The following is a 24,632-nucleotide window of genomic DNA, read 5'->3' on the forward strand; positions in this document are numbered from 1 at the left end:
CTTATTTCCGGATGCGGGGGCCGACGTGATTGTCCACCAGCTCGCCGTCCGGCCGCATGAACTCGGTCTCGAACGTGAGCAGCGCCATCGGCCCCGCCGAGCCGTACTTCTCGACGACGCCGGTGAAGCGCGGCCGGGACCTGATCACGTAGCCCGGCCGGAGCGGTGCGTGGTACTCGAACCGGTCCCCGCCGTTGAGCCACCCGTCGCCGTAGGAGGCGGCGGTGGGCGGCGGCGAGGGCGGCTCGTCGAGGAAGCAGGCGGTGAACGTCGCAGGCACCTCATCATCGGGCACGGTGTCGAGACCGATGGCGTGCCGGTACGCCTGGCGATGCTCCACCACGTCCTCCCGCGACGGCCCCGTCCACCCGATCGCGGCCCTGAGCTCCGCGAGGCGATCAGTCATTGCGTTCCTTCCCGAGATGGTCCTCCCTCTGCCCGAGCAGGAGATCGACCCACTTACTGACCGCCGCCTCCAGGCCATCGGCGGTGCCTGCTGACGCGCACCATAGATCCGTCAGCTCTCCTGCGTCTATCAGTGCGAGATACGAGGAGAGCCTTGCACCCTGACCATCAGCGCGACTTCACCGAGTTCGTCGCCAGCAGATCCGACAGCTTGATCAGGCTCGCCTACGTCCTGACCAACGACCAGCACGCCGCCGAGGACCTGCTGCAGACGGCGCTGGCCAAGACAGCCACCCGCTGGCGGCGGATCCGACGTGTACCGGGTCGTCACCGGGCGGGTCAGCGACGCCGTGCGGCGGGTGGAGGTCGACTGGGCGGACGGACGGCGTACGTCGGCGCGGATCGCCAACGGGTTCTTCATCGTACGAATCACCGGAAAGCTGGTGCGCGACCCGCAAGACCCCGAGAGCGAGGAGGCCACGATCCTGGAATCGCCGCCCGTCACGGTGACGGCATACGGGACCGACGGGAAGGTGCTGCGGCAGGAGAAGGACGTCGCGTTCGGGCCGCTGGGGCGCGGCAGCAGCTGACGGCGCGAGCCGCGACAGGCCGGCGCCTCCTGGGCGCTGGTTCTGCGGCGAGGCGATCCTGGAGCAGTCCAGCGGACACGCGTGACAGCGGCTGCAAGGCGCGGTGGAGAGGACACTATCGTGGATCTCCCGGCGCAGGCGGTGCGTACGTGACTATGAACGGTTATCCGAGCACCACGGGGCCATAGCCCTGGGGGCGGTGATCATCCTCATGGGACGACGGCTCGCGCGATCCGCCTCTCCCACGCACTCCTGACGATCATTTTGTCCACGGGCACTAAGATCGGGGCATGGAGTTGGCCCCCGGAGTGCACGTCGCCATCACCGATCGCCACGGGGGCGTGAGCGCCGCGCCGTACGCGTCGCGCAACCTCGGCGGGCTGGTCGGTGACGACCCCGAGGCGGTGCGCGCCAACCGGGCGGGTGTCGCGGCCGAGCTGGGGGTGCGGGCCATCGTGTTCATGCGGCAGGTCCACAGCGCCGACGTCGCCTACGTCAGTGAGCCGTTCGGCGACGACGCGCCGCCGCTCGACGGCGTCTTCACCACCGAGCCACGGCTGGCGCTCGCCTCGCTCGGCGCCGACTGCCCGGCCGTGCTCGTCGCCGACCCGGTCGCCGGCATGGTGGCCGCCGCCCACTCCGGACGTCCGGGCACCGAGGCGGGGATCGCGACCGCCCTGGTCGAGGCGATGACGGCCAAGGGCGCGGCACCCGCGCGGATGGTGGCACTCATCGGCCCCGGCGCGTGCGGCCGCTGCTACGAAGTGCCCGCCGACCTGCGCGAACGGGTCGCGTCCCAGGTACCGGAAACCTGGTCGACCACCTCGTGGGACACACCCGCGCTGGACCTGCGAGCGGGTATCGAGGCCCAGCTGCGTACGGCGGGCGTCGCCGACGTACGGCACGACGCCCGGTGCACGATCGAGTCGCAGGAGCTCTATTCCCACCGGCGCGAGCAGCCCGGCGGCCGCTTCGCCGGCCTCATCTGGCTCGCCTGACCACCGGCGCCCACCAAGCCCCGCACTCGGACACCAGCACCCCGCCTTGAGATCTGCACCCCTCGGGACCTGCGACTCCTGGGGATTTGCGCCCCGCACGGGGCCCCGCACCCCGGGACTTACGCCCCTCTGGACCGGCACCCGGCCTGGGCCCTGCGCCCCGGAGACCTTTACCGCCGAGCCGTGCGCCCCGGGGCTACCCCCGTACCGGCGTCTCCGGAACGGCTCCCGGGATCGGCCGGGCGGGACCTACGCTCGGGAACGGCCGGGTGGGTGGGTCAGCCCTTGCCGTTGCCCGAGAAGATGCCGTTGACGACGATGATCGCGAACCAGATCGGCGCGATCACCCACATCTCCTTCTGGCCCATGATCACGGCCAACGTCAGGAGCGTGCCAAGGGCCATCGAGACGATCGCCAGCGCCAGCCGTTGGCCGTCGGCCGGCCGCTGCTGTTGCTGCTTGGCCTTCTTGCCCTTGGGGTCTGCGGCGGCGAGCCGCTCGTCGACCCGTCGGTCGACCTCCTGCCCCATTTTGTCGAGGAACGACTCGACTATCGCATCCTCGAAATCGGGACCGAGGTCCCGGCGGGCGCCCACCGCCGCCCGCAGCTCATCACCGGTACTCATATGTCGAGATATAACGGGATAAAGGGCTATCGGGCAAGGATATCGTCAAGGTTGTACGAGACCGGCCTCTCCAACTGCTCGTACGTACACGATTCCGGCGTGCGGTCCGGCCGCCACCGCCGCCACTGCGCGGTGTGCCGAAACCGGTCGCCTTCCATCTGGTCATAAGCCACCTCGATCACCAGCTCCGGCCGGAGCGGGATGAACGACAAGTCCTTCTTGGCGTTCCAACGCGACACCGCGCCGGGCACCCGCTGCCCGCCCGTGGCGGGCCCGGCCGCCGGCTGCCCGACGGTCGCCGCCGCCTGCTCGGCCCAATGGCCCCACGGATGCTCGCCCAGCTCGGCGATGTACGGCTGGAGCTCCTCGACCAGCTCGGCCCGGCGCGCCATCGGGAACGACGCCGCCACGCCCACGTGATGCAGCCTGCCGTCGTCGCTGTAGAGGCCGAGCAGGATCGAGCCCACGATCGGCCCGGTCTTGTGCTCGCGATAACCGGCCACCACCACGTCGGCGGTGCGCTCGTGCTTGACCTTGAACATCGTGCGCTTGTCGGGGATGTACGGCTGGTCGCCGGGCTTGACGATGATGCCGTCGAGACCCGCCCCCTCGAACATCTCGAACCACTCGCCCGCCTGCTCGGTGTTGGTCGTGACCGGGGTCAGCCGGATGGACCTGCCCTTCTCCGGGAAGATCTGCTCCAGCCGCGCCCGCCGCTCACTGAACGGCGCCTCCATCAGCGACTCGTCGCCCAGCGCCAGCAGGTCGAACGCCACGAACGACGCGGGAGTCCGCTCCGACAACATCGCGACCCGCGACTTGGCCGGATGGATGCGCTGCTGCAACGCGTCGAAGTCGAGCTGCGACCCCTGCGGCAGCACGATCTCGCCGTCGACCACGCACCTGTCCGGCAGCTCCGCCCTGACCGCCTCGACCAGCTCGGGAAAGTAGCGCGTGAATGGCCGCTCGTTGCGGCTGCCCAGGTAGACCTCGTCACCGTCGCGGAACACGATGCACCGAAACCCGTCCCACTTCGGCTCGTAGAACAGCGTGCCGTCCTGCTCGGGCATCTTCTTGACCGGCTTGGCCAGCATCGGCGCCACCGGCGGCCGAACCGGCAGATTAGGCACCGGCTCCGGCTCCGGCTCGGACTCCGGTTTCGGCTCCGATTTCGACTCTTCGGCGACCGGCGCCTCGACGGGCGAGTGGGCTGGTGGCTCGACCGGCGGGTGGGCCGCCGCCTCGGCCAGCGGGTTGGCTGGCGCCTCGGCCGGGGGGTGGGCCGGCGCCTCGACCACCGCTTCGACCGGCGGATGGATCGGCGCCTCGGCTGGTGCGACCACTGCCTCGATCGGCGGGTCGACCGGTGCCTCGGCGGGCGGCTGGGTGGGTTCGGTCATGTCGTCGACTCCCTCGTGTACTTGCAGAAGAGGACCCCCTCCTCCTCCAGCACCTGGCTGAGCCGCAGCTCGACCTGTGCCGCCTCGCCGTTGAGAATGCGCGCCGCCCCGCCCCCGACCAGCAGCGGGCTGACCGACAGGCAGAGCTCGTCGATCAGGTCGGCCGTCGCGAGCTGCCCGTTGAGCCGGGGGCCACCCTCGCACAGGATCCGCGTCAGGCCGCGCTCGTGCAGCTCGCGTACGGCCACCGACATGTCCACCCGGTCGCCGCCCGCCACGACGACGTCGGCCACCCGGGCGGCCTCGGCGCGGAGCTCGGCGTGCGCGGCCTCGCAGGTGATGACGATCGTCCGGCTCACGGCCTCGGTGAACAGCGGACTGCCCAGATCGAGGTCGAGCCGGCGGGTGACCACCGCGAGGGGCGGAGCCGGCGGCCGATCCCCCCGCAACTCCTTCCAGGCGTCGCGTGGCTTGACCGCACCGTATCCCTCGGTGCGCACGGTGGCGGCGCCCGCCATGACCACGTCGGCCAGCCCGCGCAGGATCCGGAAGATCCGCCGGTCGCCCTGGCTGGACAGCCCCCCTGACAGGCCCTTCAGCCAGGCGGCCCCGTCGGCGCTGGCGACCATGTTGAGGCGCAGCCACGGCCGGTCCACCGGATAGGCGTAGGCCTGCTGAATATCTGGATCGTCCTGAATGTCGGGATGGATGCGACGCACTCCTCTACCTTGGCACACGCCTCCGACAACGAGCCGACGAAGGACCCTCGACGACGGCGTCACGGGCCCAGACCGGGCGATTGGCCGCCCGGCCTGCGCCCAGGGATAGCACTTTGGCGTATCTAGGGACGTACGCAGCGTGACGCGCATAACGTGGCAGCAGGGGAATCGGGCACTTGAGGGGAGGGCCCAGTGGGGTTGGTCGCCGCTGTGACATGGTTGTTCACCGCACTCGTGGGGATCTATCTGCTCTACCTGTGGCTGTCGGGCGGTGGGCTGCGGCAACAGGCTACGAAGGTCACGCGCTTTCCGGTGACACTGATCTTCTCCCATCCGGTGCTGGGGGTGTCGGCGCTGGCCTGCTGGGTGGCCTTCCTGCTCACGGGCAACCGCGCGCTGGCGTGGACGGCGTTCGGGGTCCTGGCGGCGGCGGCCCTGCTGGGCTTCGTGATGTTCACCCGCTGGCTGGGCGCCGGCCGCCACGCGAGGGGAGCGGAACGGCGCTTCCCGCTCTTCGCGGTGCTCCTGCACGGCTTGGCGGGCATGGCGACCTTCGTCCTGGTCATCCTCACGGCAAGCGTCGCGGGCCTGCTCTGAGGCCCCGGCAGCCTGGGCGCGTCTTCCAGGGCTGCGCTGGGTTTCCCGGGGGTGCGCTGGGCTTCCGGAGCTGCGCTGGGTTTCCAGGGCCGCTTCCTGAGCCCGTGATGGCTTGCAGTGCCGCTCTACGGCCGCGATGAGGTCTCCAGGCCCGCTCTAACGGCCGCGAAGGGCCATCTACGCGCGGCGGCGTGAGGCGCGCTAGGAAGGCCTCGGTCTCACCGTCTCGTCACGGCGCCCCGCCACCTCCACCGGAGGAGCGTCCCCCTGGACAGACGCCGACCTCGTACGGAGGGTGGGGCCCACCGTGCCTGCCGTAAAAACTGCTCCTAAGAAAGGGGACGCTGGAGCACCTGCATGCTGCGGGAGGTGACCGTCACCTGGGAGGAGTGGGCGTACTCGCCGTCGCACACCCCCTTGTCGTCGGTGTCCAGGATCGGCAGCCAGTGGTCGCCGAATTCCGCGCCCGGCAGCGTGAACGTCATGTCCTCATGGTGGGCGTTGATCAGCAGCAGGAACGAGTCGTCCACGATCCGCTCCCCACGCGTCCCCGGCTCCGTGATCGCCTCGCCGTTGAGGTAGACCATCAGCGACTTGGCGTAGCCGATGTGCCAGTCTCCGGCCGTCATCTCCGTGCCGCCCGGCGTGAGCCACACCAGGTCGCGCTTGCCGTCGTCCGGGTGGCGGCCGTGGAAGAAGCGGCGGCGCTGGAAGACCGGGTGCTCGCGCCGCAGTCGCGACAGTCCGCAGACGAACTCCAGCAGGTCGGACTCGGTGTGGAGCTGCGACCAGTCGATCCAGGCGAGCTCGTTGTCCTGGCAGTAGGCGTTGTTGTTGCCCCGCTGCGTGCGGCCGAGCTCGTCGCCGTGGGAGAGCATCGGCACCCCCTGCGACAGGAACAGCGTCGTCAGGAAGTTGCGGCGCTGCCGGTGGCGGACGCGGACGATCTCGGGGTCCTCGACGGGCCCCTCCGCGCCGCTGTTCCAGGAACGGTTGTCGTCGGTGCCGTCGCGGTTGTCCTCGCAGTTGGCCTCGTTGTGCTTGCGGTCATACGACACCAGGTCCGTGAGGGTGAAGCCGTCGTGGCAGGTCACGAAGTTGATGGAGGCGACGGGCCGGCGGCCTGAGGAGGCGTAGAGGTCGGCGGAGCCGGTCAGGCGGGAGGCGAATTCGGGCAGCGCCGAGTGGGTGCCGCGCCAGAAATCTCGCACTATGTCGCGGTATTTCCCGTTCCACTCGGTCCACAATGGCGGGAAATTTCCGACCTGGTAGCCGCCGGGTCCGACGTCCCACGGCTCCGCGATCAGTTTGACCTGCGAGATGATCGGATCCTGCTGGATCAGATCGAAGAAGGCGCTCAGCCGGTCGACGTCGTGCAGCTCCCGCGCCAGCGCCGACGCCAGGTCGAACCGGAACCCGTCGACGTGCATCTCCAGCACCCAGTAACGCAGGGAGTCCATGATGAGCTGGAGCGCGTGCGGCGACCGGACGTTCAGCGAGTTGCCGCAGCCGGTGTAGTCGAGGTAGTAGCGCCGGTCACCGTCGTGCAGCCGGTAGTAGGCCGAGTTGTCGATCCCCCTGAACCCCAGCGTGGGCCCCATGTGGTCGCCCTCGGCCGTGTGGTTGTAGACCACGTCGAGGATGACCTCGATGCCCGCCTCGTGCAGCGCCCGCACCATGGCCTTGAACTCCAGCACCTGCTCGCCCCGCGTGCCCGCGCTGCTGTAACGGCCGTGGGGGGCCAGGTAGGCCATCGTGTTGTAGCCCCAGTAGTTGGTCAGCCCCCGTGCCACCAGGAAGTGCTCGGGCATGTAGTGGTGCACCGGCATCAGCTCGACCGCCGTCACCCCGAGCGCGAGCAGGTGGTCGATGATCGCCGGGTGCCCCACGCCCGCGTAGGTGCCGCGCTGCTCCTCAGGCACCGCCGGGTGGCGCATGGTGAGCCCCCGCACGTGCGCCTCGTAGATCACGGTCTCGTGGTACGGGGTGTGCGGTGACCGGTCGTTTCCCCACTCGAAGAACGGGTTGATGACCACATTTTTCGGCATGAAGGGCGCACTGTCGGCCGAGTTGAGCCGCGTCGGATCGGTGAAGTGATACGGGAACAGCGCTTCGTTCCACGTCAGATCACCGTCGATCGCCTTGGCGTAGGGATCGAGGAGGAGCTTCGCCGGGTTGCACCGGTGCCCGTGAGACGGCTCGTACGGGCCGTGCACGCGGTAGCCATAGCGCTGTCCCGGCGCGATGCCCGGCAGATAGCCGTGCCAGACGAATCCATCGACTTCCGGCAGATCCACGCGTTCTTCGGAGCCGTCATCGTGAAAGAGGCATAGCTCAACTCGCTCGGCCACCTCGGAGAACAGCGAGAAGCTGGTGCCCACGCCGTCCCAGGTGCCGCCAAGTGGATAGGGCTCGCCCGGCCAGACCTCGCGCATGTGACCCAATTGTCGCACGCGATCGCGGTCCCGCTAGAGGAGTTCGGCGTTGAGGCTGATCGTCGTGCCCGTCAACGCCTTACTCACCGGGCAATTCGCCTTCGCGGTTTCCGCCGCCTCCTGGAACTGCTCGGCCGTGATCCCGGGCACCTGCCCCTTCACGGTCAGGACGATCCCGGTGATGCCCTCACCGGGCTGGAACGTCACGTCCGCGCTGGTCTCCAGCGACTCCGGGGGCGTGCCGGCGCCGGCCAGGCCGTGCGAGAGCGCCATCGAGAAGCAGGAGGAGTGGGCGGCCGCGATGAGCTCCTCGGGCGAGGTCTTGCCGCCGGCGTCCTGGGACCTGGACGCCCAGGTGACCTCGAACGTGCCGACACCCGAGGTGTCCAGCGACACCGTGCCCGACCCGTTCATCAGCGCGCCCTTCCACTGAGTGGTGGCGGTGCGAGTGGTGGCCATAGTGGTTGCTCCCTCTGATCGTAGGAGTTCCGACCCTATCGCGAGCCCGACAAAGTTCTGCGGCTCGGTCATCCGTGTGCACATTTCCGGCGAATAATGACATGCTCGGGTCGCGGCGCACCCGCCGCCTTGGTCCGGATCACGGGAGTGTGGTGCCAGTGGAGGCACCGTACGACGACCGCCTGCTGCATCAGCGGGTGGTCGGCGGCGACGAGGCCGCGCTCGGGGAGGTCTACGATCGGCTCTCCTCGCTGATCTTCGGTCTCGCCCTGCGTGTCACCAGGGACCGGGTGATCGCCGAGGACATCACGCAGGAGGTGTTCCTGGTCTTCTGGGAACGGCCGCTGGCCTACGACCCAGATCGTGGCACCCTGCGCGCGTGGCTCGCCACGATCGCCCACCGCCGCGCGGTCGACCACGTACGGGCCGAGGAGCGCAGGCGCGTCTCCGCGCTGGGCCCCCGCCTGTACGAGCCCGAGCCCGCCAGGCTGGAGGACAACGTGCTCGCGGCCGACGAGGCCAAGCGGGTACGGCAGGCGGTGATGGCGTTACCCGACGGCCTGAGGGAAGCGGTCGAACTGGCCTACTACGGTGGGCGGACCTACCGCCAGGTGGGCGAGGAGCTGGGCGTGCCCGAGGGCACGGCCAAGTCGCGGATCCGGCTGGCGCTACGCCGCCTGGCAGACGCGCTGGCAGAGGAAGAGGTGTGATGGAGCCCGTCGAGCGTCTCTACCTGGACGCGCTGATGGAGGACCCGGCCGTACCGGAACGCTCCCTGCGGCCCCAGCTCCTGGCCGGGGCCAGGGCCCGGCGCCGGCCCGCCGCGCCCACCGCCCCCTGGGCGGAGCCGTACGCGGGGCGCGTCGCCGCCATGGACGCGCTGCTCGCCTCCGCCGTGGAGGACGACTGGTCACGGGTCATCGTCGAGGGCTGGACGCTCCAGGAACTCGTCGCCCACCTCGCCGCCAAGGACGGCCTGCTGGCGGCCTCGGTCGGCGCCCCCGTACTGGGCCCGGCCATCGGCGCGAACGACTCCCTCGGCCGTACCGCCGACGTCCAGAACTACGAGCGGGCCCGCAGCCCCGAACAGACCAGGCGCGACTGGCGCGCCCAGGCCGACGCACTCTGCCGCCACCTGGCCGACCTCGACCCCGGCACCGCCGCGAACCTCGACGGCCTCGACGCGCCGGTCTCCGACCACGTGCTGGCCCGGTGCCTGGAGACGTGGGTGCACGCCGACGACGCCGCCCGCACCGGCGGCCTCCGGCTCCCCGACCCGATCCCCGAGCACATCCACCCGACGGCCGACCTGTGCGCGCGGCTGCTGCCGTGGACGATGCTCCTGTCCGGCCTGGACGGCAGCGGGCGCACGCTCCTGCTCACGCTGACCGGGCCCGGGGGAGGGGAGTGGCACGTTCCGCTGGGCGTGGCGGACCCCGCCGGCGGCGGCGGTGCCCCGGACGCGCACATCACGGCGGACGTGGTGGGGTTCTGCTTCCTGCTGGGCGGGCGGTGCGACCCGCGGTCGTTCCCCGCCGACCTCGAAGGCGACCTCGCCCTGGCCCACGACATCCTCAACACCGCCCCGGCCCTTTCGGGCCCCTGACGCCTGCTCGCCCGCAGGCGGTCAGAGCCGGGTCGATGTCACCACTCCCCCCGCAGGCGGCCAGGGCCGGTCGATGTCACCACGTCCCTGTGATCCGCGACGTCAGGACTGGGTCTGTGTCACCAGGTCCCTGGCGTACTCGTCGTCGCTCTCCGCCAGCACGCGCTTGGCGCCCTGCTCGGCCCGCGGGTCGCCCCGCTCGGCGAGCCCGCGCGTGGCCTCCGCCACCGTACGGAAGTCGGCGTCGTCGAGGCGGTCGGCGAGCGCCTCGCGGATCTGCGGCGTGTCGGCCTTGAGCGAGGCCAGCCCGGCCGTGGCCCAGTCGCGGACCTCCGCCTCGTCGTCCCGCGTCATGCCGATCAGCAGCGCCAGCCCCTCCTCGTGGTCCGGCGGCAGCACGTCGGCCAGCGCGATCGCGTCGGTCATGGTGCGCCGGTGATCCGGACGGCCGATGATGTCGAGCACCTGCGGCAGCGCCCGGGGGTCGCCCTGATGGCCGAGCGCCGCCAGCACCGAGCGGAGGACCTGCGGGTTGCCCTCGGTGGTGGCCATCTTCTGCAGCAGCGGCAGCGTCTGCTCAAGGTAGGGCTTGGCGTCGTCGGCGAACCCGAACTGGGCGATCGCGTCGACGCCGAACTCCCGCTCCCTGGCGTCCTCACTCACGCACAGCCCGGCCAGCACCTCGTACGTCTCGTCGTCGGCCCGCTTGCCCAGCGAGTCGGCGACGATCCACCACGTCTCGGCGTCCTCGTCGGTGTCGCGGTGCGCCAGGGCCCGTGCCACGAGCTGGTCGGCCGGCGTGTAGACGCCCGTGGCGTCCTCCAGCAGCGTCGCGATGGCGGCGTGGCCGCGCTGCGCCTGCACCTGCTCGGTCTGCTCGCCGTCAGGGGAGCGCCCGGCCACGGTGACGAGCTCGGTGCCGTCCTTGGCGAACTGGCGCGCCACGACGTACTCCCAGTCGTCCTGGCCGATCTGGTCGAGCAGCGCGCTCTCCAGATGCACGCCCACCCAGTCGACGGCGATCTCGAGCGGGCTGTCGCCGTCTCCGTCGTACTTGCCGGCGTCGGCTCCGCTGTCCAGCAGCAGTTGTACGACGCCCAGGGCGCCGCGCCTGGCCGCCAGCGTGAGCGGGGTGTCGCCCACGTCGTTGGCGGCGTCGATCTCGGCCCCCGCCTCGACGAGCAGCTCGGCCGTCTCGGTGTGCCCCTTGGCCGCGGCCCAGAGCAGCGCGGTCCAGCCGCCGCTCTCCCGGCCGTTGACGTCGGCCCCGGCGGCCAGCAGCAGGCCCGCGACCTCGGCCCGGTCCCAGGCGGCCGCCGCGCAGAGCGGCAACCCGTCTTCCTCGCCCGCGCTGACCTGGTTGGGGTCGGTGCCACCGGCGAGCAGCTCGCTCACCTTCTCCGACTCGCCGTTCAACGCGGCCCGGTAGAGCTGTTCCTCATGCATGACTGGACCCTAGCTTGGATCGGCCTCCGGCCGTGTCAGCCCCTCGGGCACGTGAGGTGAGCGGTTCGGAGTATGACTGTTCCTTCTCCGGAAGGATCCCGATCACCGCGAAACGCGATATGTTGCGAGTATGACTGACCCCGGCGAGGTTAGGGCCTCGGACGCCGAACGTGAAGCCGTCGTGGAGCAGCTCCGCGTGGCCTCGGTCGACGGGCGGCTGACGCTCGTCGAGCTGACCGACCGCACGGAGGCCGCCTACACCGCCTCCACACACGCCGAGCTGGCCCTGCTCGTCCAGGACCTGCCCGCCTCGGGGGCCGCGCCCGTGCCGCCGGTTCGCCAGGAAGGTCCCACGCGCAAGCGGCGCTGGTTCGTCGGCGTCATGGGCGACTCCAAGCGGCGTGGCACCTGGCGGATCGACCAGGAGCTGGGCGCGGTCGCCGTGATGGGCGACGTGCTGCTCGACCTGCGCGAGGCCGAGGTCCGCACGAACCTGGTCGACATCATGGCCGTCTCGGTGATGGGCGACGTGAAGATCATCGTCCCCGACGGCGTCAACGTGGACCTCGACGGCATGGCCATCATGGGCGACAAGCGGGTCGACGTCCTGGAAGCGGCGCCGGGCACCAACGCGCCGGTCATCCGGGTGCACGCGTACGCGGTCATGGGCGACGTGAAGGTGATCGGCGACTCCCAGGCGCAGCCGCTGCAGCGCGGCCTGGCGGCGTGGCGCGAGCAGTGGCGCAAGCTGCACGGCGACGAGTGGCGCAGCATGCGCAGGCAGCTCCGTGAGGATCATCGCAGCATCCGCCGCGATCTGCGCCGGGGCTACTGACGCGCTCAGGAACCCATCGCCGCCATCAGCGGCAGCGGGTTGATGTAGTCGCGATAGTGCACGATGAGTCCGTCACGCACCCGGATCACGGCGATGACCCGCTGGGTGAACGGCGCCCCGGTGGCGGCGACGTGACCATGGACGGTGTACTCGACGATGACCACCTCGGGATCGGCCGTCTCGTGGATCACCACATCGGCGTGCGTCTCGAACTCGATCAGCCGCCCACCCGTGGCCAGGAACGCACGGATCTCGTCCCGTCCGTTGAGGGTCTCCGGGACGCCCTCGGGACGGTAGGGCCACTCGATGACCCCGTTGGGGGCCATCAACGCCACGAACCCCTCCATGTCCGCCGCCAGGCTCGTCTCCAGCACCCGCTCGGCCACCTCACGTGCGTTCACGGCCACCTCATTCGTTGAACGTGTGTTCATTGAACAACCGTAGAACGAATCCGGTGATTCAGTCAACGCCCGTACAATGAATCGGTGTCCGACGAGCAGCCGCGCCGCACCCGAGCCGAGCAGCGCCGGGAGAGCGAGGCCCGCATCCTCGCCGCCGCCCGTGCCACCTTCGCCGAGCTCGGATACGAGCGCACGACGATCCGCAACGTGGCCTCCGCCGCAGGGGTCAACGCGGGGCTGGTGATGCACTACTTCGGCAGCAAGGAAGAGCTGTTCTCGCGTGCGGCCAAGCTGCCGGAGGAGGAACTGCCGGTGGGGCATCCGGCGGAGGCGCTGCTCACCTCGCTGCGCCGGCGGCTCGACGACGAACCGGTCGCCTCGCTCGTCGTGCTGCGTTCCGTGCTCACGCACGCGGAGGCGTCGGGGGAGTTCCGGGCGGCGGCGGCGACCTGGCTCGACCGGATGAGCGAGGCCATCCCGGCCGCCGACGCCGGGCTGCGGGCGGCGCTGATCAGCGCGATCATCAACGGGGTGGTGATCGATCGTTACCTGCTCAAGCTGAGCTCCCTGGCGGACGCGCCCGCCGACGACGTCATCGCCCTGCTGCGGCCGTGCTTCGAGAGTTTGGCGGGCGAGACGGGCTGACCTTTCACCGCTAATGTCCTCGGCTATGGATGAACCCACCTACCTGACTACGACCCGGACGGGCTACGACGCCATCGCCGTCGACTTCACCGAGCACTTCAAGGCCGAACTGCAGGCCAGGACGTGGGAACGGACGTTTCTCGCGGCGTTCGCCGAGTTCGTGCAGGCCGATGGTGGCGGCGTGGTCGCCGATGTCGGGTGCGGCGCCGGGCGGGTGACGGGGCACCTGCACGAGCTCGGGTTGGACGTCTTCGGCATCGACCTGTCGCCGGGGATGCTCGCGCTGGCCCGGCGGGACAATCCGGGGCTGCGGTTCGAAGAGGGCGCGATGGCCGAGCTGGACCTGAAGGACGGCGATCTCGCCGGCCTCGTCGCCTGGTACTCCATCATTCACACGCCGCCGGAGTCGTTGCCGGCGGTGTTCGCGGAGTTCCACCGGGTACTGGCGCCGGGCGGGCACCTGGCGGTGGCCTTCCAGGTCGGCGACGGGATCATGCACTACGACGAGGCGTTCGGTCACACGGTGTCGCTCGACTTCCACCGGGGATCGCCCGAGCGGATCGTCGACATGCTGACCGAGGCCGGGTTCGTCATGCACGCCACGCTGCTGCGCGAGGCCTACGAGACCGAACCGACCCCGCAGGCCCACCTCCTGGCCCGCAAACCGCGGTAGAAGGGCCGGGCCCGCACGTCTACGAGGCCGCCGCACCGGCCGGGGCGCGGGCGGCGGTCGCGTAGCGCTCCAGCAGGACCTCGGCCAGTTCGGGGGCCGGGCCGAGCACGTCGGCGACCACGTCGGCGCCTGCCGCCAGGGTGCTCCGCCGCACCTTGTCGGCGAAATAACCGGGCGCCAGCAGGTAGGGCGCGACGGCCACCCGGGGCGCGCCCGCCTCACGTAGGAGCGCCACCGCCTGCGCGGGCGTCGGCTCGGCCGCCGACGCGTACGCCGCCGTCACCGCCCACCACCCGCCGGGGGTACGCGGGCCCGCCGACAGCCCTCGCGGGAAGCACGTCGCCCGTGACCAGGAGCGCGCCATCCCGGCGACCACCGCGTTGGCCCGCGGATCGCTCGAACCCGCCGACACGAGCACGACCGCCGTGTCCGGATCGCCCGCCGCCACCCCGGCCTCCGCCAGCCGCCGTTCGAGCGTCGCCAGGAGCAGCGGGTGCGGTCCCAGCGTCGCGCCGTAGCGCACGCGCAGCCGCGGGTCACGCGCCCGGGCCTCGTTGAGCGCCGCGGGAAGGTCCACCCGGCTGTGGTAGGCCTCGGTGAGCAGCAGCGGCAGCACCACGGCCGCGTCCAGCCCGCTCAGCGCCTGCCCCAGGGACGGGGTCGCGTGGTCGAGGTACGCCGTGCGCACCGGCAGTCCGGGCCGGGCCAGCCGTACCTCGTCGAGCAGGGCTTCCACGGTCGCGGCGGCGCGCGGATCGCGAGACCCGTGCGCCACCGCGACCAGCGGCACGTCCCGGCCCGTCCCGTCTGCCAACGGGACGGGCCACAAGCTGGGGGTTACAGGTGAATGCCGCATTCGACCTTCCCCAGCCCCGCCCAGCGGCCGCTGCGCGGGTCCTCGCCCTCCGCGACCTGCCGGGTGCAGGGGGCGCAGCCGATCGAGGGGTAGTTGTCATAGTGCAACGGGTTGATCAGCACCCCGTTGTCGGCCATGTAGTTGTCGACCTCGTCCTGGGTCCACCTGGCGATCGGGTTGACCTTGACCATCTGCCGTTTGGCGTCCCACTCCACGACCTTGGTGTCGGCGCGGGTGCTCGCCTCGTCGCGGCGGATGCCCGAGATCCACGCCAGGTACGGTTCGAGCGCCCGGTTGAGCGGCTCCACCTTGCGCAGGTAGCAGCACAGGTCGGGATTGCGGCCGAACAGGCGCGGCCCGAGCTCGCGTTCCTGCTCCTCCACCGTGCGCGACGGCTGCACATTGATCACATTGACGTCATAGACCTGCTGGACCGCGTCACGGGTGCCGATCGTCTCGGCGAAATGGAAGCCGGTGTCGATGAACAACACGTCCACCCCGGGCTTGACCCGGCTGACCAGGTCGATGAGCAGGGCGTCGCTCATCGAGGAGGTCAGGCACAGCCGGTCGCCGAACGTCGCCGCCGCCCATCGGATGATCTCGCGGGCGGACGCGTCCTCCAGGAAGACGGCGGCGGACTCGACGATGTCCTGCAGGTCGAGCGCGCCGCGTTGCTCTCTTAAACCGACCTCGATGTCGACGAGTGTCATATCTTCACTCCGATTCCAAGAAACTTCAGCTTGAAGGCGCGGGCGCAGGACCGGCAGTACCAGCCGCCGTGCGCCGCGGGGTCGGGCGCGTCGGGATCGCCCTCGTAGGGTTCGAGGTCCTCGTCGCCGCAGTAGGGGCAGTGGAAGGGGACGGCTCGCGTGGTCATCGCAGGTCCGCCTCGTCCGCTCGCTGCACCCAGTCGGCGAAGGCCTCGCCTTCCTTCTTCTGGGCGTCGTAGTGCGTCACGACCCGCTCGACGTAGTCCGGCAGGGCCTCGGCGGTGGTCTTGAGTCCGCGTACCTTCCTGCCGAAGCCGGGGTTGACGCCCATCGAGCCGCCCAGGTGGATCTGGTAGCCCTCGACCTGCTCCCCGTGCTCGTCCACGACGAGCTGGCCCTTGAGGCCGATGTCGGCGACCTGGATGCGCGCGCAGGAGTTGGGGCAGCCGTTGACGTTGATGGTGAGCGGCTCGGCGAAGTCGGGCAGGCGCCGCTCCAGCTCGTCGATGAGGTTGGCGGCGGTGGCCTTGGTCTCGACGATGGCCAGCTTGCAGTACTCGATGCCGGTGCAGGCCATCGTCTGGCGGCGGAACGTCGACGGGTTGACCTGGAGGTCGTTCGCCTCCAGCTCGGCGACCAGGGAGTCGACCCGGTCCGGCGCGACATCGAGGATGACCATCTTCTGCTCGACCGTGGTGCGGACGCGGCCGGAGCCGTGCCGCTCGGCGACGTCGGCGATCACGTGCAGCTTGTCACCGTCGAGGCGGCCGACCTTGGGCGCGAAGCCCACGTAGAAGTTGCCGTCCTTCTGCGGGTAGACCCCGACGTGGTCGCGGCGGGAGCCACGGGGCGCCTGGGGCGCGGGCCCGTCGGGCAGCGCCTCCTTGAGGTATTCGGTCTCCAGGACTTCCCGGAACTTCTCCACGCCCCAGTCGTTGACCAGGAACTTGATCCGCGCGCGGTGCCGCAGCCGCCGATATCCGTAATCACGAAATATCCCGATCACACCGGCCCAGACGTCGGCCACCTGCTCGGGCCGGACGAACACCCCGAGCCGCTTGGCGAACATCGGGTTGGTGGACAGCCCACCGCCGACCCACAGGTCGTAGCCCTTCTCCCCGCCGGGCAACTCGACACCCACGAACGCCACGTCGTTGATCTCGTGCACCGTGCAGTGCGACGGGCAGCCGCTCAGCGCCGACTTGAACTTGCGCGGCAGGTTGGAGTAGGCCGGGTCGCCGATGAACCGCTCGTTCAGCACGCGGATCTCGTCGGTCGCGTCCAGCACCTCGTCGGTGTCGATCCCGGCCAGCGGGCAACCCAGGATGACGCGCGGCGTGTCGCCACACGCCTCGGTGGTCGACAGCCCGACCGCTTCGAGCCGCGCCCAGATGTCGGGCACCGACTCGATCTCGATCCAGTGGAGCTGGACGTTCTGCCGGTCCGTCAGGTCGGCGGTGCCGCGGCCGTACTCGTTGGAGATCTCGGCGATGACCCGCAGCTGCGGGATGCTCAGCTGACCGCCGTCGATGCGCACCCGCAGCATGAAGTAGCGGTCGTCCAGCTCCTCGGGCTCCAGGATCGCGGTCTTGCCGCCGTCGATCCCGGGCTTGCGCTGGGTGTAGAGGCCGTACCAACGCATCCGGCCCCGCAGGTCAGCGGGGTCGATCGAGTCGAAACCACGCTTGGAGTAGATGTCGATGATGCGCTGGCGGACGTTGAGGCCGTCGTCGTTCTTCTTGTTCTCTTCATTCTTGTTCAGCGGCTCCCGGTAACCGAGAGCCCACTGGCCTTCGCCGCGCGGGCGTTTGTGATGCCGGCTGGCAGGGGTGCTCATTGCGCGTCCTTCGGTTCATGGGCGCGCGCAGGCTTCCTCCCGCCTCATCATTGAGGGCAGGGGTGAAGGAGGAGATTTGCGACGCGCGCAACGGAGAAAACGGGTGGGTTAACGGGCGTCGCAACAGATGGCACTGCGGACACGCTGAAGATCGACGTGTCGTCGACCGACAAGCATGGGGTCCGCTGGCATAGTTCGAAGATACGCTAGGTATCCGGTATGTCCAAGACTGGGTCCAGACTGTGGACGCTGATCACCCCTGACGGGGCCAGTCCAGGTCCGACTCGGCCGGCTCCTCCGCCTGCTGGTGCTGGCAATCGCACCAGGACCCGCCGCGACACTCCTCGTGGCGTTTTTCCTTGCACTTCTCGCAGATCACCCTCGCATTATTCCTCGTAGAACCTTGTTCGGTTAGGCTGGCGCCCGTGGACCTCATGGGCGAGTTGCTGAGCGACCTGCGTGCGGAGACCGCGTCACTCGACGGGCTGTTACGGCCCCTGGAGGCCGGAGACTGGGAGCTCGGCACGCCCGCCGAGGGCTGGGCGGTGCGGGACCAGGTGAGCCACCTGGCCTGGTTCGACGAGGCCGCGCGCACCGCCGTGACCGATCCCGACGTGTTCCGGGCGGCGGCGGCGCACTTCACCTCCACCGACGACCTGGCCGCGGAGTTCCGCGGGCTCGCCGCCGACGAACTGCTCGAATGGTTCCGTACGGCGCGCGCCCGCAGCATCAAGGCGTTCACCGGGCTGTCCGCCCGGGACCGGCTGCCGTGGTACGGGCCCGACATGTCGGCTGCGTCCTTCGTCACCGCCCGGCTGATGGAGACCTGGGCGCACGGCCAGGACGTGGCGGACGCGCTCGGCGTCACCAGGGAGCCCACCCCGAGGCTGCGGCACGTGGCGATGATCGGGTTCAGGGCCATGCCCTACGGCTTCGCCGTACGGAATCTGCCCCTTCCGTCGCGGCCGGTGCGCGTGGAGCTGACCATGCCCGACGGGACGCCCTGGGCGGCGGGGCCGGAGGAGGCCGCCGACACGGTTCGCGGGCCGATGCTGGACTTCTGCCTGCTCGTCACCCAGCGTGTCCACCGCGACGACACCGACCTGGAGATCACCGGGGAGACGGCGCGCGCCTGGATGGAGATAGCGCAGGCGTTCGCCGGACCACCCGGTAAGGGTCGATCAGGGAAGGGCCAGGGGCATTCCCGATGATGTGAGAGGCAGCCCCGGTGACATGCTGTAAGCATGCGGACAATCCTGAACGTCATCTGGCTGATCTTCGCGGGCGTCTGGCTCGCCATCGGCTACGCGATCGCCGGCGTCATCTGCTGCATCCTGATCGTCACGATCCCGTTCGGCATCGCCTCGTTCCGGATCGCGGCGTACGCGCTGTGGCCGTTCGGCCGGACCGTCGTGCGCGACCCCGACGCGGGGGCGCTCTCCACGATCGGCAACGTCATCTGGCTCGTCTTCGCCGGCATCTGGCTGGCGGTCGGGCATGTGCTCACCTCGATCCCGTTGTTCCTCTCGGTCATCGGCATCCCGCTGGGCATCGCGAACCTGAAGCTCATCCCGGTTTCGCTGCTCCCGCTGGGTGCGCGCATCGTCGACGTCGACTAGGGCAGTGCCCGGGGGACGTAAGCTGTCCCGAAGAGTCACTGCTAATAACCGTTGGGTGCCATGACGTCCACCGATGCGCCTAGCCGGTCGATGAGGAGGCGGCTCGCCTCCAACGCCCGTGCCAGGCTGAACTGGGTGCTCGACACGAATTCGTGGGCGACCGTCCGCGCGACCACGAACGCGGGAGTCACTTACCGCGTCACGGGTCTGGCGGGTGAGGCGGCCTTCTTCGCGCTGCTGTCCCTCCCGCCGTTCGTGCTGGGACTGATCGGGGTACTGGCCAAGCTCGGCACCTGGCTGGGACCCCAGGTTGTCGTGCAGGTGAAGACCTGGGTGATCGACCAGGCCGGGCTGCTGTTCACCGACGACGCGGTGCACAAGGTGGTCAACCCGCTCATCACCGACGTTCTCAGCGACGACGCGAGCAAGGTGTCGATCATCTCGGTGGGCTTCCTGCTGTCCCTCTGGTCGGGCTCGCGCGCCCTGTACGTCTACGTGGACCTCATCTCCGTCTCCTACGGGCTCGGCGAGGAACGCGGCATCATCAGGACCAGGCTGATGTCGTTCGGGCTCTACGTGATCGGGCTGGTCATCGGGATCATCGTGATGCCGGTGCTGGTCATCGGCCCGACGCTGCTCAAGGACGCGCTGCCGGGGGAGTACGGCATCCTCGTCGACCTGCTGTACTGGCCGGTGGTGGTCATCGGCTCGGTGCTCTTCCTGACCGTGCTCTACCACGTGAGCGTGCCGGTCCGGACGAAGTGGTACCGGGAGCTGCCGGGGGCGATCCTGGCGCTGTTCCTGTGGATCGTGTGCGCCGCCGTGCTGCGGGCCGTGCTCGCGGCGTGGTTCTCGCCCGTGTCCGTCTACGGCTCGCTGGCCGCGCCCATCGCGCTGCTGCTCTGGCTCTACATCACCGCGCTCGCCGTGCTGATCGGGGCCATCCTGAACGCCGAGGTCGATCGGCTCTGGCCCGGCGCCAGTCGTACCAAATAGGAATAATCCCCCCGGTGGACGCACAGCGCAGAGTCGGCCCCCACATGCTCCTCAGGAAGCTGGGCGAGGGCGGCATGGGGTTCGTGTACCTCGCTGAGGACCCCGCAGGCAGGCGCGGCGCGCTGAAGACGATGCGGCCCGGCCTGGTGGATCGCGGCCGTCACCCGCACCATCGACGCCCTGGACACCACCTTCCAGGTACGCATCGACTCCCTCGTACGGCAGGGCACCCACGGCCCGCCTGCAGTGGACGGTCAAGAACGTCGGCACGAACAACGCGCCCCTCTACGACAGGTTCGGTGCGAGCACCCTCGACAACACCGTGTCGAGGATCAGCATCGTCCCTCCCGGCGTGGGCATGCCGTTGTATCCGGCGAGGAAGGACAACGCCTGCCAGTGCGCCGACGTCCCCACGGCCTCGTTCGGGGGCGGTATGCAGCTTCAGCTCTGGGCGCTCTTCGAGGGCGTGCCCCAGGACGCGGAGCGCGTGGACGTCAACCTGGGACCGCTCGGAACGATCAAGAACGTGGCCCTCTCATCTGCCTGATCACCTGATCCGTGCCCGGTCCCCCCTGCACGATCCGCTATCGTCTAGAACGTCGCGACTGGCGCGTTAGGTGGGGCGAACCACCAGGGAGCGGAAGGGCAGAAGGCCGTGCGCCTGGGTCTTCGCACATTGTCAACGATGACAGGAGAGTCATGAGTTCTCTCACAAGCGTAGACCCGCAGATCGCCGAGCTCATCAAGGCGGAGGAGCGCCGGCAGGCCGACACCGTCAAGCTCATCGCGTCGGAGAACTACGTGTCCAAGGCCGTTCTGGAGGCCACGGGCACCGTCCTGACCAACAAATACTCCGAGGGCTACCCCGGTAAGCGCTACTACGAGGGCCAGCAGGTCATCGACCAGGTAGAGACCCTCGCCAACGAGCGGGCCAAGGCGCTGTTCGGCGTCAACCACGCCAACGTCCAGCCCTACTCGGGCTCGCCCGCCAACCTGGCCATCTACATGGCCTTCCTGCAGCCGGGCGACACCGTGATGGGCATGGGCCTGCCGTTCGGCGGTCACCTCACGCACGGCTGGTCGGTCTCGGCCACCGGCAAGTGGTTCAACCCGGTCCGCTACGGCGTGCGCCAGGACACCGGCCGCATCGACCTCGACGAGGTCAGGGCGCTGGCGCTGGAGCACCGGCCGAAGCTGATCTTCTGCGGTGGCACGGCCATCCCGCGCACGATCGACTTCGAGGGCTTCGCCTCCATCGCCCGCGAGGTGGGCGCCGTACTCGCCGCCGACATCGCGCACATCGCCGGCCTCGTCGCGGGCGGCGCGCACCCGTCGCCGGTGGGCCACGCCGACGTGATCTCCACGACCACGCACAAGACGCTGCGCGGCCCGCGCGGCGCCATGCTCATGGCCACCACCGACGAGCACGCGACCGCGCTCAACAAGGCCGTCTTCCCCGGCCTGCAGGGCGGCCCGCACAACCACACCACCGCCGCCATCGCCGTGGCCCTGCACGAGGCGTCCACCGACGACTTCAAGGCCTACGCGCACCAGGTGGTGACCAACGCCAAGGCGCTGGCCGAAGAGCTGTCGAGCCGCGGCTTCGACCTGGTATCGGGCGGCACCGACAACCACCTCATCCTGCTCGACCTCACGCCCAAGGGCATCGGCGGCAAGCCGGCCGCCCAGGCGCTCGACCGCGCGGGCCTGGAGACCAACTACAACACGGTCCCGTTCGACACCCGCAAGCCGTTCGACCCGAGCGGCATCCGCATCGGCACCCCCTCCGTCACCTCGCGGGGGATGGGGCCGGGCGAGATGCGGCAGATCGGCGCGTGGATGGACGAGGTCGTCACGGCCCTGGCCAAAGGCGACGCCGAGCACGTGATCAGCCGGGTGCATCACGAGGTGAGCGAGCTGACCGCGCAGTTCCCGGCGCCGGGTCTCTCCTGACAGTTTCCGTTACGGCGCCGCCACCCGCCATACGTGGCTGAGGGCCTCCAGGAAAACGGCCGCTGAGCCCGCACAGGGCTCGGCGCCGTTACGTGCGTGTCGTTGACCGGTGGCGCGGTGCGGTGGGCCGGAGGCGTCCCTCCCGGATGGTGGCCACCGGGAGGATGTGGTGGGTGGGCTCGCGGTGGGTTCCGCGAGAATCCACATAGACCCGCTCCGTCTCCTCGGCCAGCCCGAACTCCGTGGCCTCTCCGGCTGGCCGGAGCCCCGTGGCCGTCTCGGCCAGCCGGAACACCGTGGCGTGCCGTATCGCGCCGTTGTCCGCCAGCCATTCCGAGTCCGGCGTGTCCATGCGGAGGACGCGGCGTGGTGCGTCCGTGACCGCCGTGATCGCGTTCTCCAGTGGCAGGCCGCAGGCCAGTAGCTTGGTGATCGTGGTGGCCAGGTCGTGTACGGGGCCGCCGATGTTCCGTACGTGGATGTCGGTGCTGATCGAGTGCGGCGGGAAACCGGCGGCGATCGCGCGTTCGGCGACGTCGAAGCTGAAGCTGGCCGCGCCGTGACCCACGTCCAGCAGCACGCCCCGGTCGAGCGCGCGGGCCAGCGCCGGGACAGGAGTGCCGTCGGGCCGCCACGGATGGCCGGTCTTGCCGTGGTAGCAGTGGGTGATCACGTCGCCCTCGTCCAGCAGGTCGAGCACGTCCTCGATCAGCGGCGGCGCCTCGCCGACGTGCACCAGCAGGGGCAGGCCCGCCTGCCGGGCGACGAGCTTGCCGAGCTGGAGCGGCTGCAGCCCCATCGCGCCCACTACCGCGCCGCTGGAGCGGACCTTCACGCCGCACACCAGGCTCCGGTGCCGTTCGATGGCGGCCAGCGTGGCGTCCACGTCGATGAAACTCGGGTCGGCCGTCTCGCGCAGGTGAACGAGGCCGTGGGAGCCGATGTTCACCCAGGCGCGTATTTCGGTCTCGGCGGCCGGGACGACATAGCGGGCCAGGCCGTCGATCGTGGCCTCGCCCGCGCTGCCCGCGTCGGCGACCACGTGCACGCCTTGGTCCAGGCCGACCCGGTCCGGGGGCACGCTGATCACCGTCATCGCGTCGTAGACGTGGGCGTGCAGATCCACCCAGCCGGGCCCGATCCAGAGATCCCCGGGCCGCTCCTGTGCCGGCTCCAGCACCAGCCCGCCGCCTCCCGGCACCAGCCGCACCACCGACGACGAACCGACCACCCGAAGCGCCCTGCCGATCTCGTAGCCGCTCGCACCCGCGCCGTCGGTCCCGAACCCGTCGGTCCCGAACCCGTCGGTCCCGAACCCGTCGGCCCCGAAGTCGCCCGCACCCGCGTCGCCGGTCATGCCAGCGCCTCCGCGACAGCCGTGTTGTGAAAGGCGCGGCGGATCCGGTCGATCGCGTCCGAACCCCGGCCGGGATGCACCCGGTTGGTCAGCAGCACCACGAACACGTCCAGCTCCGGATCCACCCACAAACTCGTCCCCGTGAACCCGGTGTGCCCATACGCCGCCGGGCTCAGCAGATCGCCCCCGCTGCATCCGGGCCGCTCCCAGCCCTCCCAGGCCAGCGCTCGGCCTCCGATCCGCGTCCGCGTCATCACCTCGAGCGTCCGGGCACCCAAGAAGCCGCCGCCCCGGCACAGCGCCCGGCCCAGCCGCGCCAGGTCGTCCAGCGTGCCGAACAGCCCCGCGTGCCCGGCCACCCCGCCCAGTACCTCGGCGTTCTCGTCGTGCACGGTCCCCTGAACGATCCGGCCGCGCCACGGGCAGTCCTCCGTGGCGGCGGCGCGCCGCCGGTCGGCCTCGGGCAGCAGGAAGCGGGTCTCGTCCATGCCGGCGGGCCCGGTCACCCGCTCCCGTACGAGCCGGTCGAGCGGGGTCCGGGCGGCCCGCTCGGCGATCAGGCCGAGGATCATGAACCCCTGGGAGCTGTACTCGACCCCGGGCGACGGGCGCAGCGGCAGCCGGGCCACCGCGGCGAGCAGTTCGTCGCGGGTCGGGTGGTCGCGGTAGAGCGGCTGCCGCCCGGGGATGCGCGAGGTGTGCGTCAGCAGCTCGAACACCGTGATGCCGGACTTGTCGGTCGAGGCGTACTCCGGCAGGTGCAGCGCGATGGGATCGTCCAGGGTCAGCTCGCCCGACTCGACCAGCGCCATGACGGCCAGCCCGACGATCGGCTTGGTGAGCGAGGCCAGGTCCCACAGGGTGTCGTCAGTGACCGGGGCACCGTTCCACGCCAGCGTGCCGAGCCGGCCACGCGAGAGCGGGCCGTTCGACCTGCCGTAGGCCCAGGCCGCGCCGGAGAACTCCCCCAGGGCGCGGGCCCGCGCGAGCACATCCGTCATGCGTTCCTCCCGATCGCCGCCGACACGCGGGCGGCGGCGGCCACCACCAGCGGTCCCAGCAGCGGTATGTCGTCCTGGCTCAGGCTGAGCGTAAGACCCGCGATGCTCACCGCGCCCACCGCCGTCCCGCTCGCGTCGCGGACCACCGCCCCGACGCGGCGCACGTTCGCCTCGTTCTCCTCCTCGTCGATCGCGTGGCCGCGCGAGCGTACCGCCTCCAGTCGCTGGAGCAGCAGCTCCGGGTCCACGATCGTGGCGGCCGTGTCGCTGATCAGCGGCGAGGCCGCCGCGATGACCGCCTGGGCCTCCTCCTCGGGCAGGTGGGCCAGGATCGCCTTGCCGATCGCGGTGCTGTGCAGCGCGATCTGCGTGCCGACCCGCGAGGCCATCCGGTACGGCTGCGGCAAGACCACCCTGACCAGGGTCATCCTGCGGCTCGTCGAGGCGGGCGGCGGGGAGGTCTGGTTC

29 protein-coding genes and 1 riboswitch are annotated in these 24,632 nt (G+C 70.2%); of the genes, 13 read left to right on the top strand and 16 right to left on the bottom strand.

From position 1 onward, the window contains the following. Position 1: 1 nt before the first annotated feature. Positions 2–406 carry an FAS1-like dehydratase domain-containing protein gene (locus LDL49_RS03135; RefSeq protein WP_225289330.1) on the bottom strand — a complete coding sequence of 135 codons (405 nt, stop codon included), beginning with the start codon at positions 404–406 and terminating at the stop codon, positions 2–4. A gap of 313 nt (positions 407–719) precedes the next feature. Between LDL49_RS03135 and LDL49_RS03140 the strand changes: the two genes are divergently transcribed. Both LDL49_RS03140 and pgeF read left to right on the top strand, forming a co-directional pair. Continuing rightward, a complete protein-coding gene (locus tag LDL49_RS03140; RefSeq protein ID WP_225289331.1) occupies positions 720–995 on the top strand; it encodes a hypothetical protein in 276 nt (91 codons plus the stop codon). A 290-nt stretch (positions 996–1,285) separates the two neighbouring features. After that, complete coding sequence (gene pgeF, locus LDL49_RS03145) at positions 1,286–1,993, top strand: peptidoglycan editing factor PgeF (RefSeq protein ID WP_225289332.1); 708 nt, start codon at positions 1,286–1,288, stop codon at positions 1,991–1,993. Positions 1,994–2,271: 278 nt separating this feature from the next. On the opposite strand, the gene LDL49_RS03150 is transcribed toward pgeF, so the two are convergent. The 3 genes from LDL49_RS03150 to LDL49_RS03160 all read right to left on the bottom strand — a co-directional run bounded on the left by LDL49_RS03150 (position 2,272) and on the right by LDL49_RS03160 (position 4,738). Next, positions 2,272–2,619, bottom strand: coding sequence for a hypothetical protein (locus LDL49_RS03150; protein WP_225289333.1), 348 nt, complete (start codon positions 2,617–2,619; stop codon positions 2,272–2,274). Between the two features lie 26 nt (positions 2,620–2,645). After that, complete coding sequence (locus LDL49_RS03155; RefSeq protein WP_372470338.1) at positions 2,646–3,713, bottom strand: ATP-dependent DNA ligase; 1,068 nt, start codon at positions 3,711–3,713, stop codon at positions 2,646–2,648. 302 nt (positions 3,714–4,015) lie between these two features. Further along, positions 4,016–4,738, bottom strand: coding sequence for a pyrimidine reductase family protein (locus LDL49_RS03160; RefSeq protein WP_225289335.1), 723 nt, complete (start codon positions 4,736–4,738; stop codon positions 4,016–4,018). Positions 4,739–4,948: 210 nt separating this feature from the next. On the opposite strand from LDL49_RS03160, the gene LDL49_RS03165 reads away from it, so the two are divergent. After that, the gene (locus LDL49_RS03165; RefSeq protein ID WP_225289336.1) at positions 4,949–5,335 is read left to right on the top strand and encodes a hypothetical protein; all 387 of its coding nucleotides are present in this window, start codon (positions 4,949–4,951) and stop codon (positions 5,333–5,335) included. Between the two features lie 329 nt (positions 5,336–5,664). Here LDL49_RS03165 and glgX read toward each other — a convergent pair whose 3' ends face one another. Continuing rightward, complete coding sequence (glgX, locus tag LDL49_RS03170; protein WP_225289337.1) at positions 5,665–7,770, bottom strand: glycogen debranching protein GlgX; 2,106 nt, start codon at positions 7,768–7,770, stop codon at positions 5,665–5,667. 33 nt (positions 7,771–7,803) lie between these two features. After that, positions 7,804–8,229 (bottom strand): OsmC family protein, encoded by a 426-nt coding sequence (locus LDL49_RS03175; RefSeq protein ID WP_225289338.1) that lies wholly within the window; start codon positions 8,227–8,229, stop codon positions 7,804–7,806. A 152-nt stretch (positions 8,230–8,381) separates the two neighbouring features. On the opposite strand from LDL49_RS03175, the gene LDL49_RS03180 reads away from it, so the two are divergent. Both LDL49_RS03180 and LDL49_RS03185 read left to right on the top strand, forming a co-directional pair. Beyond that, positions 8,382–8,939, top strand: coding sequence for a sigma-70 family RNA polymerase sigma factor (locus LDL49_RS03180; RefSeq protein WP_225289339.1), 558 nt, complete (start codon positions 8,382–8,384; stop codon positions 8,937–8,939). Beyond that, positions 8,939–9,835, top strand: coding sequence for a maleylpyruvate isomerase family mycothiol-dependent enzyme (locus tag LDL49_RS03185; protein WP_225289851.1), 897 nt, complete (start codon positions 8,939–8,941; stop codon positions 9,833–9,835). Before LDL49_RS03180 ends, LDL49_RS03185 begins: the two co-directional genes overlap by 1 nt. A gap of 102 nt (positions 9,836–9,937) precedes the next feature. Here LDL49_RS03185 and LDL49_RS03190 read toward each other — a convergent pair whose 3' ends face one another. Then, positions 9,938–11,281: an ankyrin repeat domain-containing protein gene (locus LDL49_RS03190; protein WP_225289340.1), complete on the bottom strand. Its 1,344-nt coding sequence runs from the start codon at positions 11,279–11,281 to the stop codon at positions 9,938–9,940. A 130-nt stretch (positions 11,282–11,411) separates the two neighbouring features. Here LDL49_RS03190 and LDL49_RS03195 point away from each other — a divergent pair, with 130 nt between their 5' ends. Beyond that, on the top strand, positions 11,412–12,116 hold the full coding sequence (locus LDL49_RS03195) for a DUF1707 SHOCT-like domain-containing protein (protein ID WP_225289341.1): 705 nt from the start codon (positions 11,412–11,414) through the stop codon (positions 12,114–12,116). A gap of 5 nt (positions 12,117–12,121) precedes the next feature. On the opposite strand, the gene LDL49_RS03200 is transcribed toward LDL49_RS03195, so the two are convergent. Beyond that, positions 12,122–12,517 carry a nuclear transport factor 2 family protein gene (locus LDL49_RS03200; protein WP_225289342.1) on the bottom strand — a complete coding sequence of 132 codons (396 nt, stop codon included), beginning with the start codon at positions 12,515–12,517 and terminating at the stop codon, positions 12,122–12,124. Positions 12,518–12,601: 84 nt separating this feature from the next. On the opposite strand from LDL49_RS03200, the gene LDL49_RS03205 reads away from it, so the two are divergent. Beyond that, entirely contained in the window at positions 12,602–13,162 is a 561-nt protein-coding gene (locus LDL49_RS03205) for a TetR/AcrR family transcriptional regulator (RefSeq protein ID WP_225289343.1), read from the top strand. A 25-nt stretch (positions 13,163–13,187) separates the two neighbouring features. Beyond that, entirely contained in the window at positions 13,188–13,835 is a 648-nt protein-coding gene (locus LDL49_RS03210; RefSeq protein WP_225289344.1) for a class I SAM-dependent DNA methyltransferase, read from the top strand. 19 nt (positions 13,836–13,854) lie between these two features. On the opposite strand, the gene LDL49_RS03215 is transcribed toward LDL49_RS03210, so the two are convergent. The 5 genes from LDL49_RS03215 to LDL49_RS59040 all read right to left on the bottom strand — a co-directional run bounded on the left by LDL49_RS03215 (position 13,855) and on the right by LDL49_RS59040 (position 17,430). Further along, positions 13,855–14,691, bottom strand: coding sequence for a sirohydrochlorin chelatase (locus LDL49_RS03215; protein WP_372470324.1), 837 nt, complete (start codon positions 14,689–14,691; stop codon positions 13,855–13,857). Then, entirely contained in the window at positions 14,673–15,401 is a 729-nt protein-coding gene (locus LDL49_RS03220; RefSeq protein ID WP_225289346.1) for a phosphoadenylyl-sulfate reductase, read from the bottom strand. The genes LDL49_RS03215 and LDL49_RS03220 overlap by 19 nt, the downstream gene beginning before the upstream one ends. Continuing rightward, positions 15,398–15,568: a DpnI domain-containing protein gene (locus tag LDL49_RS03225; protein WP_225289347.1), complete on the bottom strand. Its 171-nt coding sequence runs from the start codon at positions 15,566–15,568 to the stop codon at positions 15,398–15,400. The genes LDL49_RS03220 and LDL49_RS03225 overlap by 4 nt, the downstream gene beginning before the upstream one ends. After that, positions 15,565–17,238: a nitrite/sulfite reductase gene (locus tag LDL49_RS03230; RefSeq protein ID WP_225289348.1), complete on the bottom strand. Its 1,674-nt coding sequence runs from the start codon at positions 17,236–17,238 to the stop codon at positions 15,565–15,567. Before LDL49_RS03230 ends, LDL49_RS03225 begins: the two co-directional genes overlap by 4 nt. 108 nt (positions 17,239–17,346) lie before the next feature. After that, a complete protein-coding gene (locus LDL49_RS59040; RefSeq protein ID WP_311132608.1) occupies positions 17,347–17,430 on the bottom strand; it encodes a putative leader peptide in 84 nt (27 codons plus the stop codon). A 242-nt stretch (positions 17,431–17,672) separates the two neighbouring features. Between LDL49_RS59040 and LDL49_RS03235 the strand changes: the two genes are divergently transcribed. From LDL49_RS03235 to glyA, 5 genes are all read left to right on the top strand, one after another. Beyond that, positions 17,673–18,449 (top strand): TIGR03084 family metal-binding protein, encoded by a 777-nt coding sequence (locus tag LDL49_RS03235; protein WP_263654595.1) that lies wholly within the window; start codon positions 17,673–17,675, stop codon positions 18,447–18,449. Between the two features lie 33 nt (positions 18,450–18,482). Next, positions 18,483–18,857, top strand: a complete 375-nt coding sequence (locus tag LDL49_RS03240; protein ID WP_225289350.1) for a YccF domain-containing protein — start codon at positions 18,483–18,485, stop codon at positions 18,855–18,857. Between the two features lie 60 nt (positions 18,858–18,917). After that, a complete protein-coding gene (locus LDL49_RS03245) occupies positions 18,918–19,853 on the top strand; it encodes a YihY/virulence factor BrkB family protein (protein WP_225289351.1) in 936 nt (311 codons plus the stop codon). A 322-nt stretch (positions 19,854–20,175) separates the two neighbouring features. After that, the gene (locus tag LDL49_RS03250; protein ID WP_225289352.1) at positions 20,176–20,400 is read left to right on the top strand and encodes a hypothetical protein; all 225 of its coding nucleotides are present in this window, start codon (positions 20,176–20,178) and stop codon (positions 20,398–20,400) included. A gap of 45 nt (positions 20,401–20,445) precedes the next feature. Continuing rightward, positions 20,446–20,527, top strand: a riboswitch (ZMP/ZTP riboswitch). Position 20,528: 1 nt separating this feature from the next. Continuing rightward, positions 20,529–21,806 carry a serine hydroxymethyltransferase gene (glyA, locus tag LDL49_RS03255; RefSeq protein ID WP_433519796.1) on the top strand — a complete coding sequence of 426 codons (1,278 nt, stop codon included), beginning with the start codon at positions 20,529–20,531 and terminating at the stop codon, positions 21,804–21,806. A gap of 88 nt (positions 21,807–21,894) precedes the next feature. On the opposite strand, the gene LDL49_RS03260 is transcribed toward glyA, so the two are convergent. The 3 genes from LDL49_RS03260 to LDL49_RS03270 are packed head-to-tail and all read right to left on the bottom strand — an operon-like array spanning position 21,895 to position 24,592. After that, positions 21,895–23,163, bottom strand: a complete 1,269-nt coding sequence (locus LDL49_RS03260) for an amidohydrolase family protein (RefSeq protein ID WP_225289354.1) — start codon at positions 23,161–23,163, stop codon at positions 21,895–21,897. Beyond that, positions 23,160–24,164 (bottom strand): serine hydrolase domain-containing protein, encoded by a 1,005-nt coding sequence (locus LDL49_RS03265; protein WP_225289355.1) that lies wholly within the window; start codon positions 24,162–24,164, stop codon positions 23,160–23,162. Before LDL49_RS03265 ends, LDL49_RS03260 begins: the two co-directional genes overlap by 4 nt. Continuing rightward, positions 24,161–24,592 carry an IclR family transcriptional regulator gene (locus tag LDL49_RS03270; protein ID WP_225289356.1) on the bottom strand — a complete coding sequence of 144 codons (432 nt, stop codon included), beginning with the start codon at positions 24,590–24,592 and terminating at the stop codon, positions 24,161–24,163. The genes LDL49_RS03265 and LDL49_RS03270 overlap by 4 nt, the downstream gene beginning before the upstream one ends. Positions 24,593–24,632 lie beyond the last annotated feature (40 nt).

The organism is Nonomuraea aurantiaca, from assembly GCF_020215705.1.
Lineage (GTDB): Bacteria > Actinomycetota > Actinomycetes > Streptosporangiales > Streptosporangiaceae > Nonomuraea > Nonomuraea aurantiaca.

Coding starts and splice junctions, on each gene's coding strand:
- LDL49_RS03135 (WP_225289330.1), bottom strand. CDS start 406: ATGACTGATCGCCTCGCGGAGCTCAGGGCCGCGATCGGGTGGACGGGG.
- pgeF (WP_225289332.1), top strand. CDS start 1,286: ATGGAGTTGGCCCCCGGAGTGCACGTCGCCATCACCGATCGCCACGGG.
- LDL49_RS03150 (WP_225289333.1), bottom strand. CDS start 2,619: ATGAGTACCGGTGATGAGCTGCGGGCGGCGGTGGGCGCCCGCCGGGAC.
- LDL49_RS03155 (WP_372470338.1), bottom strand. CDS start 3,713: ATGCTGGCCAAGCCGGTCAAGAAGATGCCCGAGCAGGACGGCACGCTG.
- glgX (WP_225289337.1), bottom strand. CDS start 7,770: ATGCGCGAGGTCTGGCCGGGCGAGCCCTATCCACTTGGCGGCACCTGG.
- LDL49_RS03175 (WP_225289338.1), bottom strand. CDS start 8,229: ATGGCCACCACTCGCACCGCCACCACTCAGTGGAAGGGCGCGCTGATG.
- LDL49_RS03185 (WP_225289851.1), top strand. CDS start 8,939: ATGGAGCCCGTCGAGCGTCTCTACCTGGACGCGCTGATGGAGGACCCG.
- LDL49_RS03190 (WP_225289340.1), bottom strand. CDS start 11,281: ATGCATGAGGAACAGCTCTACCGGGCCGCGTTGAACGGCGAGTCGGAG.
- LDL49_RS03195 (WP_225289341.1), top strand. CDS start 11,412: ATGACTGACCCCGGCGAGGTTAGGGCCTCGGACGCCGAACGTGAAGCC.
- LDL49_RS03210 (WP_225289344.1), top strand. CDS start 13,188: ATGGATGAACCCACCTACCTGACTACGACCCGGACGGGCTACGACGCC.
- LDL49_RS03215 (WP_372470324.1), bottom strand. CDS start 14,691: ATGCGGCATTCACCTGTAACCCCCAGCTTGTGGCCCGTCCCGTTGGCA.
- LDL49_RS03220 (WP_225289346.1), bottom strand. CDS start 15,401: ATGACACTCGTCGACATCGAGGTCGGTTTAAGAGAGCAACGCGGCGCG.
- LDL49_RS03225 (WP_225289347.1), bottom strand. CDS start 15,568: ATGACCACGCGAGCCGTCCCCTTCCACTGCCCCTACTGCGGCGACGAG.
- LDL49_RS03230 (WP_225289348.1), bottom strand. CDS start 17,238: ATGAGCACCCCTGCCAGCCGGCATCACAAACGCCCGCGCGGCGAAGGC.
- LDL49_RS59040 (WP_311132608.1), bottom strand. CDS start 17,430: ATGCCAGCGGACCCCATGCTTGTCGGTCGACGACACGTCGATCTTCAG.
- LDL49_RS03235 (WP_263654595.1), top strand. CDS start 17,673: ATGGGCGAGTTGCTGAGCGACCTGCGTGCGGAGACCGCGTCACTCGAC.
- LDL49_RS03240 (WP_225289350.1), top strand. CDS start 18,483: ATGCGGACAATCCTGAACGTCATCTGGCTGATCTTCGCGGGCGTCTGG.
- LDL49_RS03245 (WP_225289351.1), top strand. CDS start 18,918: ATGACGTCCACCGATGCGCCTAGCCGGTCGATGAGGAGGCGGCTCGCC.
- LDL49_RS03260 (WP_225289354.1), bottom strand. CDS start 23,163: ATGACCGGCGACGCGGGTGCGGGCGACTTCGGGGCCGACGGGTTCGGG.
- LDL49_RS03265 (WP_225289355.1), bottom strand. CDS start 24,164: ATGACGGATGTGCTCGCGCGGGCCCGCGCCCTGGGGGAGTTCTCCGGC.
- LDL49_RS03270 (WP_225289356.1), bottom strand. CDS start 24,592: ATGACCCTGGTCAGGGTGGTCTTGCCGCAGCCGTACCGGATGGCCTCG.